This is a genomic window from Pseudomonas sp. CCC4.1 (assembly GCF_035019225.1).
In the GTDB taxonomy this organism is placed as follows: domain Bacteria; phylum Pseudomonadota; class Gammaproteobacteria; order Pseudomonadales; family Pseudomonadaceae; genus Aquipseudomonas; species Aquipseudomonas bubulae.
Window position 1 is genome coordinate 91,508 of the sequence record NZ_JASJWL010000007.1, and the last position, 15,614, is coordinate 107,121.

22 protein-coding genes are annotated in these 15,614 nt (G+C 60.0%); all 22 read left to right on the plus strand.

Annotated features, from left to right (window positions below):
- The first annotated feature begins 1 nt into the window (after nt 1).
- The gene (locus QN377_RS04975) at nt 2-1,024 is read left to right on the plus strand and encodes a phage major capsid protein, P2 family (RefSeq protein ID WP_322212707.1); all 1,023 of its coding nucleotides are present in this window, start codon (nt 2-4) and stop codon (nt 1,022-1,024) included.
- A complete protein-coding gene (gpM, locus tag QN377_RS04980; RefSeq protein ID WP_322212708.1) occupies nt 1,021-1,728 on the plus strand; it encodes a phage terminase small subunit in 708 nt (235 codons plus the stop codon). The genes QN377_RS04975 and gpM overlap by 4 nt, the downstream gene beginning before the upstream one ends.
- A 119-nt stretch (nt 1,729-1,847) precedes the next feature.
- Entirely contained in the window at nt 1,848-2,309 is a 462-nt protein-coding gene (locus QN377_RS04985; protein ID WP_322212709.1) for a head completion/stabilization protein, read from the plus strand.
- Nucleotides 2,306-2,755, plus strand: a complete 450-nt coding sequence (locus QN377_RS04990) for a phage tail protein (RefSeq protein ID WP_322212710.1) — start codon at nt 2,306-2,308, stop codon at nt 2,753-2,755. Before QN377_RS04985 ends, QN377_RS04990 begins: the two co-directional genes overlap by 4 nt.
- Nucleotides 2,745-3,425: a virion morphogenesis protein gene (locus tag QN377_RS04995; RefSeq protein WP_271351040.1), complete on the plus strand. Its 681-nt coding sequence runs from the start codon at nt 2,745-2,747 to the stop codon at nt 3,423-3,425. Before QN377_RS04990 ends, QN377_RS04995 begins: the two co-directional genes overlap by 11 nt.
- Before the next feature lie 11 nt (nt 3,426-3,436).
- The gene (locus tag QN377_RS05000; protein ID WP_322212713.1) at nt 3,437-4,552 is read left to right on the plus strand and encodes a DUF2586 domain-containing protein; all 1,116 of its coding nucleotides are present in this window, start codon (nt 3,437-3,439) and stop codon (nt 4,550-4,552) included.
- 6 nt (nt 4,553-4,558) lie between these two features.
- The gene (locus tag QN377_RS05005; RefSeq protein ID WP_322212714.1) at nt 4,559-5,008 is read left to right on the plus strand and encodes a phage protein; all 450 of its coding nucleotides are present in this window, start codon (nt 4,559-4,561) and stop codon (nt 5,006-5,008) included.
- Nucleotides 5,008-5,220 (plus strand): TraR/DksA family transcriptional regulator, encoded by a 213-nt coding sequence (locus QN377_RS05010; protein ID WP_322212715.1) that lies wholly within the window; start codon nt 5,008-5,010, stop codon nt 5,218-5,220. The genes QN377_RS05005 and QN377_RS05010 overlap by 1 nt, the downstream gene beginning before the upstream one ends.
- The gene (locus QN377_RS05015) at nt 5,217-5,423 is read left to right on the plus strand and encodes a hypothetical protein (protein WP_322212717.1); all 207 of its coding nucleotides are present in this window, start codon (nt 5,217-5,219) and stop codon (nt 5,421-5,423) included. Before QN377_RS05010 ends, QN377_RS05015 begins: the two co-directional genes overlap by 4 nt.
- Nucleotides 5,420-5,887: a lysozyme gene (locus QN377_RS05020; RefSeq protein ID WP_322212719.1), complete on the plus strand. Its 468-nt coding sequence runs from the start codon at nt 5,420-5,422 to the stop codon at nt 5,885-5,887. The genes QN377_RS05015 and QN377_RS05020 overlap by 4 nt, the downstream gene beginning before the upstream one ends.
- Complete coding sequence (locus QN377_RS05025; protein WP_322212720.1) at nt 5,887-6,342, plus strand: lysis protein; 456 nt, start codon at nt 5,887-5,889, stop codon at nt 6,340-6,342. The genes QN377_RS05020 and QN377_RS05025 overlap by 1 nt, the downstream gene beginning before the upstream one ends.
- 31 nt (nt 6,343-6,373) lie before the next feature.
- On the plus strand, nt 6,374-6,661 hold the full coding sequence (locus QN377_RS05030) for a putative phage tail assembly chaperone (RefSeq protein WP_127195797.1): 288 nt from the start codon (nt 6,374-6,376) through the stop codon (nt 6,659-6,661).
- A 23-nt stretch (nt 6,662-6,684) separates the two neighbouring features.
- A complete protein-coding gene (locus QN377_RS05035) occupies nt 6,685-6,825 on the plus strand; it encodes a DUF6890 family protein (RefSeq protein WP_165878347.1) in 141 nt (46 codons plus the stop codon).
- Between the two features lie 6 nt (nt 6,826-6,831).
- Nucleotides 6,832-8,814, plus strand: a complete 1,983-nt coding sequence (locus QN377_RS05040; RefSeq protein WP_322212723.1) for a phage tail tape measure protein — start codon at nt 6,832-6,834, stop codon at nt 8,812-8,814.
- Nucleotides 8,811-9,128 carry a DUF2590 family protein gene (locus QN377_RS05045; protein ID WP_322212724.1) on the plus strand — a complete coding sequence of 106 codons (318 nt, stop codon included), beginning with the start codon at nt 8,811-8,813 and terminating at the stop codon, nt 9,126-9,128. Before QN377_RS05040 ends, QN377_RS05045 begins: the two co-directional genes overlap by 4 nt.
- Nucleotides 9,125-10,300, plus strand: a complete 1,176-nt coding sequence (locus QN377_RS05050; protein WP_322212725.1) for a baseplate J/gp47 family protein — start codon at nt 9,125-9,127, stop codon at nt 10,298-10,300. The genes QN377_RS05045 and QN377_RS05050 overlap by 4 nt, the downstream gene beginning before the upstream one ends.
- Entirely contained in the window at nt 10,293-10,886 is a 594-nt protein-coding gene (locus QN377_RS05055; protein ID WP_322212726.1) for a phage tail protein, read from the plus strand. Before QN377_RS05050 ends, QN377_RS05055 begins: the two co-directional genes overlap by 8 nt.
- A gap of 8 nt (nt 10,887-10,894) precedes the next feature.
- Complete coding sequence (locus QN377_RS05060) at nt 10,895-12,505, plus strand: phage tail protein (protein WP_322212728.1); 1,611 nt, start codon at nt 10,895-10,897, stop codon at nt 12,503-12,505.
- A 19-nt stretch (nt 12,506-12,524) separates the two neighbouring features.
- Nucleotides 12,525-13,445 carry a hypothetical protein gene (locus QN377_RS05065; RefSeq protein WP_322214108.1) on the plus strand — a complete coding sequence of 307 codons (921 nt, stop codon included), beginning with the start codon at nt 12,525-12,527 and terminating at the stop codon, nt 13,443-13,445.
- On the plus strand, nt 13,442-13,984 hold the full coding sequence (locus QN377_RS05070; protein ID WP_322212729.1) for a DNA-binding protein: 543 nt from the start codon (nt 13,442-13,444) through the stop codon (nt 13,982-13,984). Before QN377_RS05065 ends, QN377_RS05070 begins: the two co-directional genes overlap by 4 nt.
- Entirely contained in the window at nt 13,981-14,691 is a 711-nt protein-coding gene (locus tag QN377_RS05075) for a hypothetical protein (RefSeq protein WP_322212730.1), read from the plus strand. Before QN377_RS05070 ends, QN377_RS05075 begins: the two co-directional genes overlap by 4 nt.
- Nucleotides 14,664-15,614 carry a phage baseplate assembly protein V gene (locus QN377_RS05080; RefSeq protein WP_322212732.1) on the plus strand — a complete coding sequence of 317 codons (951 nt, stop codon included), beginning with the start codon at nt 14,664-14,666 and terminating at the stop codon, nt 15,612-15,614. Before QN377_RS05075 ends, QN377_RS05080 begins: the two co-directional genes overlap by 28 nt.

The following is a 15,614-nucleotide window of genomic DNA, read 5'->3' on the forward strand; positions in this document are numbered from 1 at the left end:
CATGGCTCAGTCCCTTAGCGCTTTTGGCGCAAAGATGTATGCGGAGCTGCAGCTAGCGATTGCCGAAACTTACGGCGTTGTGCTGGCCCGCAAGATGTTCAACGTGGAGCCTTCGATCGCTCAGGAACTGAACGACGCCATCACGGCTAAGTCAGATTTTTTGCTACGCATCAACGTTATTGGCGTTTCGGAAATCAAGGGCCAGAAGGTCTTTCTGGGTGTTTCCGGCCCGGTCACTGGCCGCACCAACACTTCCGCTAAGGATCGCGAAGCCAAGGATGCTTCGGCGCTGGATGCAAACACCTACGAGCTTTCGTCCACCGAATCCGATGTCGGTCTGCCTTACGCGAAAATTGATGCCTGGGCCAAATTCCCAGACTTCCACCAGAAATACTCGGCCGCCGTGCAGAAACAGATCGCACTGGACCGCATCATGGTCGGTTTCCACGGGACTCACGCAGCGCCGCAGACCGATATCGCTGCCTTCCCAATGCTCCAGGACGTGAACAAAGGTTGGCTGCAAATTGCGCGTGAGCAGATTCCTTCCCAAGTGCTCACGGAAGGCGATGTAGCAGGCAAAGTCTTGCTGGGCGCTGGTGGCGACTACGCGAATCTCGATGCTCTGGTGCATGACACCAAGCAAATGGTGGATGAGCGCCTGCGTGATGGCGGCGACCTGATTGCGATCATCGGCTCTGACCTGCTGGCAGCCGACAAGGCAAAGCTGTACGCCAAGCAAGGCGACGTACCGACCGAGAAAGAGCGTATTGAAGAGGCTCAGGTCATTGCGACTTATGGCGGTCTGCCGAGCTTTAGTTTCCCATTCTTTCCAGTCGACACCGTTGTTGTGACCAGCTTTGACAACCTGTCGCTTTACTACCAGGACACCAGCTGGCGCAAACAGACCATCGACAACCCGCGCCGCTCCCGCGTCGAAGATTACAACAGCCGAAATGAAGGCTATGTGATCGAGCAATTGGAGAAGTTCGCCATGACCGAGAACGTCGAACTGGTGACCCCGTGAGCCTGGCACTGGCGCATAAGCGCCGCTCAATCGCCAAAGGGCCAGCGGCTGCCGGCGTCAGTGCCGAGGTGGTCGTCTATTCAGCTGCCACCGCACTCAACAGCCCAGCAAATGCCAAGAAGCACCTGCAGTTGATGGTCGACGCCTTGAACGTTGATCTGGAGCGTGTCAGCGCAATCGACAGCCGTGAACTGCGACAGCAGCTCAAGCGTGACGAACTACTGCCCAAGTACCTGGACTATGTGCAGCGTTACCGTGATTCCGGATTGAGTTTCCCGAACCCAGTAATGATGCAAGTCCTGGTCTGGCTGTTCGACACCGCGCAGTTTGATGCAGGCCTGGAGCTCGCCAGCTTCGCCATGGAGCAGGAGCAAGAGTTGCCGGAGCGCTTCAAGCGCAACGTGCAGACCTTCGTTGCTGATGAGGTGATCGACTGGGCTGAGGCCGAGTACAAAGCCAGTCGCAGCCCAGAGCCGTACCTGTCCAACTTACTGCCCCAGGTTGATGGCGAATGGCAGCTCTTTGAACGCATTCCCGCTCGGTACCACAAGGTGCTCGGCATCTTGGCAATGGATCGTCGTGATTGGCCGGTGGCTATCAAGCACCTGGAGCGTGCCACGCAGCTGTATGACTCGATCGGCGTAGGCACCAAGTTGGAAGGCGCTCGCAAGGCACTGGCCAAGCAAGAGTCCGAAGCCGCTTAAGAACAACCAAACGAATAACCGAATTACCCCCCCCAGCGGGAAGCTGTCGAAGTGAGTCAGCCATTTATGGCCGTCGACCCACTGCAAACAGTTTTCCCGCCCTATTCGAGCGGCCAGCGATGAGCTTTTCAGGTAACCCCACCAAGTTTGCGGAACGCCAGATTGAGAATGACGGTTTTTGGCCGAATTTCTCACTGGCTCAGTTCCAGGAGGCTTATCGCCTTCCAGGGGAATACCTGGTCGAAACGCTGGTCGACGGTTTGACCACGGCGATGACCGAGGTCAATCAAGATCTGGCCAGGCTCAAAGTCAGATGGCAGGACGCTGGTGTCACCAGCGTGGAATCTGCTGACCCTACGGTGCTGCCGGAGCGCACATTTCACGTAGCGACGTACAAGCGCGCCGTGTATTGCCGCGCCAAAGCCAACCTGTTGACCCAGTTCGCCACTATCACCCGCCGTGAAAGTGCCGAAAACACCGGCAAGGAATTGCCTGAGCGATCGGAAACCTTCCTCGCATTCAGCCAGCAGTGTGTTCGTTCTCTGCAGGGCCGTGGCCGCATCACGGCGGCGCTGCTGTGATCAAACTCAAAGCCCTTACCACGTTCCTGATCGAGCGCCGCCTGGTCCTGCCCGAGCTGCTCGACAGCTGGACCAACCAGGTGAACCTGGATCTGATCTGGAAACCCGACGTTGGCGGTCTGCACATGGGCGATATGCGTTACAGCGCGACGATTGTCCTTGAGAGTTTCGCCGATCACCCGGGGCGTCTGATGGCGTTGGTGGGGAGCTGGCTTGAAGCCAATGACCCGAGTCGAGACCGCGACGAACTACCGGCGCCGAAGTTCGACATCAGCATGCTCGACAACGACCTGGCCGATGTTGACATCACCTTGGAGTTCAACGAGCCGCAGTACCTGGCCGAGGATCCAGCCGGCGAGATCGAGGCCTTCGGTAAGACCTGGGCGTTTGTCCCGTTCGACCTTTGGATTGCCGAGCACGGCGAGGTGGGCAGCAATGGCCGCTAATCCGCTCGACCTCGATGTCAGGGGGCTGCTCAGCGTTGACGCCCAACTGGCCCTGCTTGAGCTGCCGCCCCAGCTGCGCCGCCGGCTACTGAACAACGTCACCAAGCGTGTGCGCTCGATGAGCCGTAAGCGTGTGCGTGAGCAGCAGAACCTGGACGGCACCCCCTTCGCTGAGCGCAAGGGGTCGGCCAAGGGCAAAAAGAAGATGGAAGCCGGGTTGGCCAAGCTGCTGCAGGTCACCCGTGTCAGCTCCGACGAAGCGGAATTGGGCTGGAAAAACGCCCTGACTCGATGGGTTGCATCTCAGCAGCACAACGGGGCCAGCGAGCGGCGTACCGCGGCACAAATGCGCCGCTGGAACAAAGTCCCGCCCGGTATCGCCTGCACGGACAAACAAGCCAAGCGCTTGCGTCGTCTGGGGTTTCGCACCCGGCAGAAAGGCAAAAAAACACTGACTCGGCCCTCGGTAGCGTGGATTCAAGAACATGTGAATTACGCCAAGGCCGGTCTGTTAATCCGCATTTTGAACGATGAACGAACCGAGTCGTCGGGCGCGCAAAGCTGGGACATCACCTTGCCAAAACGCCAGTTCCTCGGTGTGAGCAGCGGCAACGAAACCAGCGATCTGGTTAACCAGGTCTTTCAACAAATCCTTAATTCACCCCGCTAGCGAGGCACTGCATGGCACTCGGCAAAGTCAGCGTTAACAATCTCAATCTGGGCCAGGGTGCCGTGACTGAGATCGAACGCTATTTCCTTTTCATCGGCACCGGCGCTAAGAGCGTCGGCTCGCTGATCCCTTTAAACAACGACAGCGATCTGGACGTCTCGCTGGGCCTTCCGGCCAGTGACCTGAAAACCCAGATCACTGCCGCCAAATTGAACGGTGGCGATCGCTGGGCCTGCTTGGCAGCGCCGATTGCAGCCAATGGCGACTGGTCCGAAGCGCTGGAGAATGCCCAGCAGCAGGGGTTTTCGGTCGAGGGCGTGGTGATCACCACGCCGGTGGAGGAAGGCTCAGATCTGTCGGCCATGCATGACGCGGCAATCGAGCTGAATAACATTTATGGCCGTCGGGTTTTCGTGATGGCGGCGAGTGCCGGTATCACTCCGCTGCAGACTTGGGATCAGTACCTGGTCGAGCAGCGGGCTATCACCGCAGATCTTGCCGCGCCGCGTGTCTTGGTCGTGCCTCAGTTGCACGGCAATGACCTGGGCGTACTGGCCGGTCGTTTGGCGAATGCTGCCGTGAGCATTGCCGACACCCCCATGCGTGTGGCGTCCGGCGCTCTGTTAGGTCTGGGCCCCGTACCTATCGACCTCGACAAAGTGCCGCTGCCATCGGCGATCCGTGCCGAGCTGGACAAGGCGCGCTTCTCGGTCTCACAGACCTATCCGGATTACCCGGGCGTGTTCTGGGGCGACGGCAACATGCTCGATGCGCCGGACAGTGACTTCCTGGTGGTGGAGTACTTGCGCCTGGCTGACAAAGCCGCACGTCAGGTGCGCCCGCTGCTGATTCGCCGCGTCGGTGATCGCCGACTCAACAACACCCCCAACAGCATGACTGCTGCTGTCAGTGCGTTTATGAAGCCGCTGCGTCAGATGGCCAAGTCCGCCACGTTCGCCGGCCAGGTGTTCCCAGGTGAAATCGAGACGCCCAAGGATGGCGACATCGTCCTGGTATGGCTCAGCAAAAAGAAGGTCGAGATCTACATCAAGATCCGGCCGATCGACTGCCCGAAAGACCTGACGGCCAACATCGCCCTCGACCTTTCCACCGACGATTCGGAGTAATCCCCTATGTCACGTATTGGCGGCAAGAACTTTGACGTGAACCTGGGCGATCTGCTCGTTCACGTTGAAAACTGCACCCTCGACATCACGGACAACACCGCTGTGGCACAGAGCAAGGGTGTTCCTGATGGTCACGTAGACGGCGACGTCTCGGCTAGCGGAGAAATGGAGTTCACCACTAGCAACTTCAACCTACTGATCGAAGCAGCACGCTCTGCCGGCAGCTTTCGCGGGCTGGATCCTTTCGACACCGTTTTCTTTGCCAAAGCCGGCGACGAGGAGCTGCGTGTCGAGGCTTTCGGCTGCAAATTGCGAGTCTCGAGCCTGTTAGGCATTAGCCAGAAAGGCGGTGAAACGTCCAAGCACAAGGTGCCGTTTGACGTCACCAGCCCGGACTTTATCCGCATCAATGGCGTGCCTTACTTGGCCGCTGCTGAGATCGAGGGCTTGCGCTGATGTCTTGCCCGTTCGATCGCGCCCAGGCCACGGAGCAACGCCAACGCGACCAGGCGATTGCCGCCCAGTTGGCCAAGTCGCGCCCGATCGGGCCAAGCCGAAGTGAATGCCTGGACTGTGACAGCGAAATTCCTGCAGCACGCCAGGCACTGGGCGGGATCCTGCGTTGCGTGCCATGCCAGACCATTTTTGAGAAAGGAGTTCTCCGATGAGCACAAATCAGGCCGCTCAGGACACTGCCATTGCCTTCGCCAAGGCGGCACCGGCAATCGGCGTAGCCGCTACCGGTGCGACAGGTGCCGTCGACTGGTCGGCAGTTGCCTACATGCTGACCGCGCTTTACATGGTGCTGCAGATATTTCTGTTGGTCCCTAAATACCGCCAGATGCTGCGCGACTGGAAGGGCAAGCCATGAGCCTGCGCAATAAGATCGTCATTGGTGCGTTAACGGGCGTGCTGGGCATGACCGGCGCATTGGTTACCTGGTTCGAAGGTCGCTCACTGGTGGCCTACCTCGATCCGGTGGGCATTCCCACTATCTGCGAAGGCGTCACCCAGGGCGTAAAGCTGAGCGATCGGGCCACACCGGGGCAATGCGACCAGCTGCTGCAGCGTGAATTGCGTATCGCACTGACCGCGGTGGATCGCCAGGTGGGTGTTCCGCTGCCTGATACCCGCCGCGCTGCCCTCGGGTCGTTTGTTTACAACGTCGGTGAGGGGCAGTTTTCCAGCTCGACACTGTTGCGGCTGTTGAACAGCGGCGACGTGAGGGGCGCATGTGCCCAGCTGTCGCGTTGGGTGTATGCCGGTGGCAAGCAACTGGCCGGGCTGGTCAATCGTCGCGCCGCTGAGCGTGAGTTGTGCGAGGTGGGTTTGTGATGCTGCGCGATTGCTGGTTTCCCCTGGTGATGGTCCTGGTTGCGTGGACCTACTTTGACCTCATAGAGGGGCAGCGCGACACCGCACGCAGCGAGCGCGACATCGCCCAGCTTGAGGTGACCGGTCTGCGCGAAGCGGCCCGTATCAGCGGCGAAATGCTGGCTGATCGCGACGAAAACGACCGTACCCGAACCGAGGCACTGAACCATGCACTGTCTGAAAACAATGATCTGCGCCGTGCTGTTGACGATGGCCGTCAGCGGCTGCGCGTCAAAGCTACCTGCAGCAGCCCCAAGCCCGACCAGACCGGCGCCGGCGGCGTGGCTGATGCAGGCACCGCCGAACTCGCAACAGACGCTCGACCGGATTATTTCACCCTCAAAGATCAACTCGCCCTGAGTCGAGAAATGATCCTGGGCCTGCAAGACCACGTCCGCAGGATCTGCCTGCGTTAACCGTTACCCCAACCCTGACTGGATAAAAACGATGACTGAACGCCGCGAAATCACCCTGGAAATTGGTGAAAAGGAATTCACTTTCACCCTGACCCCGCAGGACGTGACCAAGTATTTCAATGGCCTGACTGCCAACAACAAGGTGTCGCCGGCCAACAACCTGTTGGTCAACACCGTCGACCAACAGGAGCGCGCCACGCTGAAACCCTTGCTGGTCAACCCGGTGATGGTCATGCAGCTGGCCGGTGCGCTGCTGGAAGAGTACGGGCCAGACGTTGAAATCATCGTAAAAAAGCCCTCGAACACGCAGAGCGACTGAGCGAGGACGGACTGGGCCAACTGATGGCCCTGACCAACCGCTGGCTGCCCGGGGCAGAACCCTCGATCGAAAACATGGGCACGGCCAAGTGGCTGGAAGACGAACACTGGAAACGCATGGAAATCGCGGTGGCCAACGCCATCGCTCTTGCATTGAACGGGTAACGACACATGGCAGATCGCAGCGCCCGCCTGGCCTTTATCTTGAGCCTGACCGACAAGATCACCGCGCCGTTAGGCAAGGTTAAAACCAGCTTTTCGGACTTGGCAGAGCAAGGTCAAAACAACATCAAGACCATGGGCCTTGGGCTCGCGGGCATGGTGGGCGCGGGTGTTGCGATTAGCCAGTCCCTGGAACCGGCGTTGGAGATGAACCGCGCCCTGGGCGAAGTCCGTTCACTGGGCGTAGCAGAGGATGCGCTGACCGCGCTGAATCAGAAGGCGTTGGAGTTCTCCGTGGCCTACGGTGAAAACGCCCGGGACTTTGTGGCTTCGGCGTACAGCATCGAGGGCGCCATCAAAGGCCTGACGGGCTCACAGCTGGCCACCTTCACCAACACCAGCAACCTGTTGGCCAAGGCGACCAAATCCGACGCCGAGACCATGGGGGCCTACGTCGGCACCATGTACAACCTGTTCAAAACCCAGGCGGATGCCATGGGCAAAAGCGAATGGGTCGAGAAAATGGGCGGCCAGACGGCACTGGCTGCTCAATTGTTCCGTACGGACGGCGCACAGCTCAAGGATGCCTTCAAGGAAGTTGGCCAGATCGCGAATACGGCCGGCGTTGACTTGGCCGAACAGTTCGCGGTGATCGGTACGTTGAGCAGCACCATGGAAGGTGGTGACGCCGGAGGTCTGTATAAGTCGTTTTTCGAGAACATCGGCGCAGCGTCCGAAAAGCTGGGGATGAAATTCAACGACCAGAACGGCCAACTGATGCCGATGGCCGACATTTTGGCCAAGCTTGAGGGCAAGTTTGGCGACCTGAACAGCGCAGCAGCCGGGGCCAAGCTGACCGAGGCCTTCGGCGGCGAAGGGGCGCGGGTCATCACCGCCTTGTCCAAAGACACCGATCGGTTCAAAAGCAGCCTGGATAAGCTGGGCCAAGTCCGTGGGCTGGAGGACGCCGCGAACATGGCCAAGGCCATGGTGGATCCGTGGCAACAGTTTGCGAAGGCCGTTGAAGCACTGCGCATTGCGTTCGGTCAGGCACTGATTCCGATCTTGGCGCCTTTAATGGACCGCCTGGTCGGTATCGCAGGCACGCTGACGCGCTGGACTCAGTTGTTCCCAAATATCACCCGTGTGGTTGGCATCACCGTGTTGACGATACTGGGGCTTACGGCGGCGATGGCGGCTATGACGTTCCTCGTCGGGCTGAGCAAGATGGTTTGGCTGTCCTTGGTCGTCGTCTGGCAGGTGCTCACGTGGACCGGCTGGAAAAGCATTGCCATGTTCCTGTACCACGCCGTCATGGTCACCGCGTTTGTCGCCGGCATGATCCTGATGGTGGCGTGGATGGGGCTGGTAAAAGGCGCCATGTTGCTCTGGCAGGGCGCGATCTGGCTGGTCAACGCTGCCATGTACGCCAACCCGGTGGGGCTGATCATCGCGGGTATTGTCGCCCTGGTCGCGATCGTCGGCGCCGCAATCTATTACTGGGATGACTTGAGCAGCGCACTGATGAACACGGTCGCGTTCAAGTGGGTCAGTGACCAGCTCTCCGCGCTGTCGGACTGGTTCGGCTCAATGGGCGGCTGGTCAGGCATGGCCAAAGCCGCCTGGGACGGCATCGTCGCGATTTTCCAGAAGGCCATCAATGGCCTGATCGAGATGTTGAACAAGATTCCCGGTGTGAATATCGAAGCGAGTCTCGGCTCCATGCCGGAGATCCCGGGGGCTACTTCCGCCATGAGTGCTGGTGAGCAGGCCGAGCGCTCGCAGAAAGTCCAGCAGAGCATCAACGCAGCGATTCCGAGCCTTTCCCCCACACGCGCTTCGGCTGTGCCCCCTGGTGGGCTGTTGACCAGCATTCAGAACACCAGCAGCCAGAACAAGGGAACGCATGTGGAGAAGGTAGAGATCCACACGGCCAAGCCCATGAGCCCGCTGGAGATGGAAAACATGATGGCCATGGCGGTGGGCGGATGAGCCTCTATATCGATCTGTTGATCACCCATAACGACCTGACCCTGGATCCCTCAAACCAGCCTTTGCTGGTGGACGATCGGACTAGCATCGCCCAGGACATCGGCCACATGATCCGCGAAAGCGGGTTGCTGGTGACCCTGGTAGCCGAGCGTGATCGCTTCCGCCGAGCTGACTGCATTCAGCAACTGGAGCTGTTGGTGGAGACGGACGTGCGCCTGGTACCAGGCACCGTGCAGATCACTGAAGAGGAAAAGGGCAGGTACTTGCTGGCGGCCAAAACCGTCGAATTCGGATCTGTCGAGGTGGTGTTTTGAGCGACGTTGATTTTAAAAAGGCGCTGAGTGACGCCGGGATACCAACTACCGAGGCCAAACTGCGCGCGGCCTGGGAATTGGAAGTTGTCGCCCAGGGCAGCAAGTTGAGTAATACCAGTGCCTGGTCACCGTTCTGGCGGGTGATCACCGCGCTGGTGACCAAGCCCGTGATGTGGCTGATCGACTTTATCGCCGGCACTGTGTTGCCGAATTTTTTCGTAAAGACCGCCACCGGTGCCTGGCTGGATATGTTGGCCTGGGCGGTCAACGTTACCCGCAAGCCTGCGACCAAGGCCGAGGGCTTGCTTCTGTTCACCCGCAGTGCGCTGGCCGGTTTGCTGGAAGTGCCCGCCGGTACCCGCGTGCAGTCGATTGCGATCAACGGCAATGTGTACGAGCTGGTGACGGTGGCTGCGGTCAGTTTTGCCGATGGCGAGTCGCAGATCCGCATACTGGCCCGCGCCAAGCAGGCGGGCAGCGGATTCAATCTCGCACCAGGTTACTTTTCGATTCTGCCGGAACCGGTGCCCGGAGTGGTCCAGGTAGTGAATGCTGACAGCTGGTTGACCCAGCCCGGCGCCGACACCGAGCCCGACGACGAGCTGCGTCTGCGCGTGCGTAACCAGTTCTCGGCGGTCAACCAGTGGCACACCGACGCGGTCTATCGCGCCATGATCTCGGTCTTCCCGGGCGTGCAGCCGGATGGCGTTTATTTTGAGCACAACGCGCCCCGGGGCCCCGGCAGTGCCAACGCCTTTGTGCTGTTCGAGGCGGATTCGCCGGCGGACACCTTCCTGGCTGTAATCAATAGCTATATCCGTGACCAGGGCAACCATGGCCATGGTGATGACCTTCTGGTGTTGGAGATGCCCGCCACGCTGCACACCGTGCGGGTGACGGTCTGGCCAAAGGCTGAGGTCGGCGCCGAGCGCTGGCCAGCGCTTAAATCTGACATCGAGCTGTTTATCCGTGCCGCGTTCCGCGAGAGCACGGCCAGCGACTACCAGCCGACGCTGACTCACCCGCAGTCGCGCTTTTCTTTCAGCCGCCTGGGCGAGGAACTGCATCAACAATTCTCGGGTATCGAGTCGCTGGACTTCGACAACGTCGACATTCTTTCAGAGCTGACCATTCCGCGCCTGTCCGGGGTTGAGGTGGAGCTGAATGTTTAAGTTGAGCCTGCCTTTTTGGCTCGACGGGCCGGAGCTGGCCAAGCTCAAAGCCGCCGCACAAGCGTGGTGGGGCAAGGTCGAGAACTGGCTGAACTGGCCGCTGCTGCAGATGGACGCCGAGACCTGCCACCTGAGCGTGCTCGATCTGTTGGCCTGGCAGCGCGACATTCAGCGCTTCCACGGTGAGCCCGAAAAGCTGTACCGCCTGCGGGTCAAGTACGCCTTTATCAATGCCGTGGACGCGGGCAGCACCGCCGGCATGGTTCGCATTTTTGAACGCCTGGGCGTCGGTTATGTGGAGATCCAGGAGCGCCTGCCGGACCTCGATTGGGACGTGGTGCTGCTGCATCTATCCGACACACAACTGAGCGAAAACCCGGTGTTGCTGCGTGTGCTGATGCAGCAATACGGCCGCACCTGCCGGCGGTACGACTTCGTCACGATCACCCCAGTGAAATTGAACATCGGCGTGGCTGACTTCAACGACGACCAGCAGACCCTGATTGCCACGCTGGACGACAGCTCAAGCCGCCTGATCGTGATCAACGAGCTCGCGATTCTCACCTTTTTGAATGACCCATTTTAGGAGCACCCATGGGAGCTAGCATTACCCTTGCCGGCGAGAGTCTTATTGCCCAAAAGCAAGGCGCTGGGGAGAAGCTTGAGGTTGCTCGCTTCGTTCTGGCCCTTGTGCCTGGCCTTGATCCGAACGCCCCGGTCGATCGAGCAGCGGGCAAGCCGCCGGTGGCTCAAATCGTCTTCACCAAAGTCTACGACCGCAAAGGCTATGTCAGCCCCAACCAGGTGATCTACAGCCTGATGGTCGGCTCAGACGTTGGTGACTGGGACTTCAATTGGATCGGTCTGGAAGCCGCCGGTGGTGAGTTACTGGCGGTTGCGACCGTTCCGGTGCAGCAGAAGCGCAAGAACATTCCGCCGCTGCAGATCGGCAACAACGTTACCCGCAACTTCCTGGTGGAGTTCAACGGTGCCCAGGCGCTGACGGGCATCACCGTCGACGCCAGTACCTGGCAGCACGACTTCACGGTGCGGTTGAACGGCATCGATCTGCGCGAGCGCTTGAGCAATCGTGACGTGTTTGGCCGTGTGTGTTTCCTGGCCGACAGCCTTCAGATGGAGCGCAGTTTTGGTCTGTACCAGGTCAAAGCGGGTATTGCCTACGTTGAAGGGATTCGTGTCGATCTGGTGGAGCCCGTTCATGCGCAACTGCCGGCGTTGCCAGTCAAATCCTGGCTTGACGTCTCACTGGCCCGGGAAGGTAACGGCACGGTAGCCACTTGGAAAGTGGTCTTTGATGAGGTCAAAACGGACTACATCGACAGCAATGGGACCGCCCACTACGTGGTGGAGTTGGCCAGCGTTGCGATCTCGGGAGAGATCACCGACCTGCGTCAAAGCGAGCCCATCACCGGCGCCCTGGTGAAACACTTCGCGGCACGAAATGGGGATTACGAGAACCTGCGCGCCCGGGCCACGACCAAGGTCGACGTAGGCCTGGGCAATCTACCTAACGCCAAAAGCGACGATCCGGGCACTGACAGCAGTGAGATTCTGGCCACGACCAAGGCGCTCAAAGCCTTGCACGAGCTTATTGCTGACGAAGCAGTCGGGGAAATTTTCACGGTTGCGATGGACAGCCCTCCGACAAGGTCGTTGCGTGCCAATGGCGATGCGAAATCCCGTACGGTTTACGCCAAGTTATTCGCCAAAATCGGTACTAAGTACGGTGCGGGTGATGGTGTTAGCACTTTCAATGTGCCTGACGCACGCGGACTCCATCCTCGCTTTCTGGATGATGGCCGGGGCATCGATGTCGGCCGTGTTCTGGGTAGCTACCAGCCTGACGATATGCGCAGCCACAACCACACCGGCAGTTCTGCCGGAGCTGGCGGACATACACACACGGCTTCGAGCGATACCCAGGGCGCGCATACCCACAACATCCACCATGGCAACCTCACTCCGGATGGGGCGGACTTTGGCACTCCAGGCGAGCCACGAAACCCACTGAACGGGACCGATACCCCTTACTTAATAACCACCACCACTGAGTCAGGCGCGCATGCGCACAACATCACCATAAATTCCGGTGGCGACCACTCGCATGCCATCACCATCACCGCCACCGGTGGCAGTGAAACGCGCTCGAAAAACATCGCCTTCCTTGCCTGTATCAGGTGCTGAGACTGCCATGAACATCAATATGACCTGGGCACCCATCATCCTGCGCTGGCCGGAGCAGTCCACCCAGTGGCTCAACGACCTCGATGCCGCCAAAGGTTTGGCCAGCAGCGAGTTGGTCAGCACCGGGCAACGTCTTGAGGGTCTGGCCGACTTGGCCACGACCTCACCGGGGCCGGTTGGCGCCGCTGCAGAAGCTGCTGTCGCTGCTGGTCGTGCCAGGTTGAGCGATGCCCTGGGCGAAGTGCCGGCCTGCCTGGTGGTGACCCCGTTTCAAAGTGGAGTGGGGCAGGGCCGCGGCTATCAGCGCTACCTGTCTGCGCCTAACTTGCTGCAGCAACTGGGCGAGAAGCTTGAAGATACCGGTGACGACAGCCGCCCGGCGGGCTCGCAATACGCCCTAGTGGTGATGTTCCTTGGCACGCGGTACGACAAGTTCGCGGCGACATTGGCCCGATTCAATGCCGTATTGCCCACGCCAGACCTGCAGCGCGCCGAACGCCGAGCGAAAAACCTGTTCGCACTGGACGCTGAAAAGTGGGAATTGCCCACCGCCGGCACACTGCCGCGCTGGGGGGCTCTGCCTCTGGAGCGTTGCACCGTGACCAAGGCCGCCACCCAAGCCCTGAACAGTCAACTGTCGGCATTGGAGAGCTACGCGGACAGTTCGCCGATGGCAGACCTGGCCAAGATGGCCGCGCGCAAAGCCAGTCAGGCGCAGTCGCAGGCTCAGAAATTGGCCGACCTCAAGTCTCAATTCGCCGGCGGCGCCGCTGACGACACCATGCGCGCCCGCCTGATCGGCCCCGGTAATGCCGCCGAGTTGCGCCGTCAACTGCTGCAGGGCGAAGCACCCGGTCACGAATGGGGGCTGTCCGCTGGAGTGCTACTGGTTGGATCCCTGAAAGGGTTGGGCTTTGTTCGGGAATTGGTGGGCCTATGACCTTATTGCTCGATGGCGAACAGGTGCGCGGCAAAAACCTCAAGGTCACCGCCAACCTGCGAATCGAAAGCGATGATCTGTCCGGACAGACCAGCAACACCGACTCCGCTCACAAAGGGTTTAAGCCCAAAACACTGGCGGTCACGCTGCAGATTCCGTTCGTTAATGACACGTTTTTGCGCAACCTGATGCGTCTGGCGGAAGCGACCGGCAGCGGTGGCCAACTCAAAACCTACCGGGTCGTAAACGACACCGCGTCCGCGTTTGGCGTGCGCCAGGTGCAGTTCTCTGACGGCGTCAGTGCCCGGGAAGACGACACGCTTCGGGCCTGGCTTGTGCAGTTCACCCTGTCGGAAAAGCTCTCTAACCCTGAGCGCGTTGAGACGCGCCGAGCCGGGAAGGGTGTGAACCAGCAAGGTGCCCCGGGGCAGTCCGTGACTGCACCAGGTACGGGCGGAAATGGCGAGGCAGGTCAAGAATTGACTGGGTTCGAAGCCACGTTGAAAAAGCTGGATACCTACTTGGGCGGTGTCTCATGAGCATGAAGCTGCACAAGGTGCTGACCATCGGCGGAGTGGTGTATCCCCTGGTCAGCGATGACGTTCGCCTCGAACTGCGAACCCCGGGCAGGGCAACGCTGACCATCAAAGCAGCGACGCCGGTGAAGGGGCTCGTGACACTCGATATCGGCTACAACGACAGCCAGCTGCAGCGCCACTTTATTGGCTACGTCGAGCGCTGCACCTCGTCCAACGCAATCGAGCAAGTGCTGTTCTGTCGCGAGCTGGCCGCAATCCTGGCTAACCCATTGCCACTCAATCTGCGCCATGCCGATCTGAGCACTGTACTGGCCGAGATCAACCAGAAAACCGGGCTGAGCTTTCGCGTACCTGACAAGGCTTACGCCAAGGTCAAAGCCCCGTTCTTTTACAACTTGGCTGCCGGCTACCAGGCCATGGACAGCTTGCCCCGGGTTTTCGGTATCACCGACTTCATATGGCAGCAGCAGGGCGACGGCGAAGTGTTTGTGGGCAGTTGGGTCGACAGCTTCTTCGGTAACCGATCGCCGCTGCCGCTGCCTGTCGATTTGTTCAACGACTACCAAAACAATCAGAGCGCGATGATCGCGGCCCTTCCCGGGTTGCGACCAGGTGCATCCTTCAACCAAGGCGAGCGGATCACCCAGGTGACGCTCACCGGCAACCACATGGCGATCCGATGGAAGACGCAATCCGCCGCAGTGTAGAGCGGCAGTTCCCCGAACTCACTGGCGGTTATCACCTGCCGCGCTTTGCCCGGGTGGTGGGTGTGGCTGATGCCCCGGTCAGCGCCGGCATCTGCGACGACTTCCGCCCGCGCTTTGCGGTGGACATCGAGCTGCTGGACGCTGACGGCGAGCCTGACCCAGCACTGCCAGTGCTGGCCGGTGTGCCGCTACCTATGCCCATGGGCGGGGATGAGATGGGCTTTTTCGCCTTCCCGGAAGAAGGCACCCAAGTGGTCGTGTGTTTCGCCTATGGTCTGCCAAACAAGCCGTATATCCAAACGATCCTGCCGCACGGTTTGAGCCTGCCGAAGGTGCCGAAGGGTGACCAGGTGTGGCAGCACAGCGAAGCCGCCCAGCAACGGGTTGACGCCGACGGTAACTGGTCACGCCAGACCGATGGCCGGATCCGTGACAAGTCCGTTGATCGGGAGGTTGAAAGCCTGACCAATGTCGAACGCCACCAGAGCAGCACAGTGGAGATCGATGACCACTCGAAGGAGTCAGTCGGGGGCATCAAGGCGATCGAGGCGCTGGGGGCACTCAAGCTGCTGTCGGGCGGATCCGCGAGCGTGGCCGCACTGGACGACCTGCACCTGGCCAGCGGTCGCGACCTCAACCTGGTCGTAGGGCAAAAGCTCAACACCACGATCGGTGGCGATCTGGTGGAACGAATCATGGGCGTCCGCAAAAGCGTGGCCCCCACCAACTGGATCGGCTCTGAGAGCGTGAACGTGCTGCAGGTGCTGTGTGACGTGATCGACCTGGTTATCCAGATGAACACCGACATCGCTGGCCACCAGCACGCATCGAGCCCAGTCCCAACCAACGCGGCGAGCTTCGCCGGTCATGCCGGTACCGGCACACAACTTTCAGGGCAGTTGAAGCCCATCACCGGAGCCTAA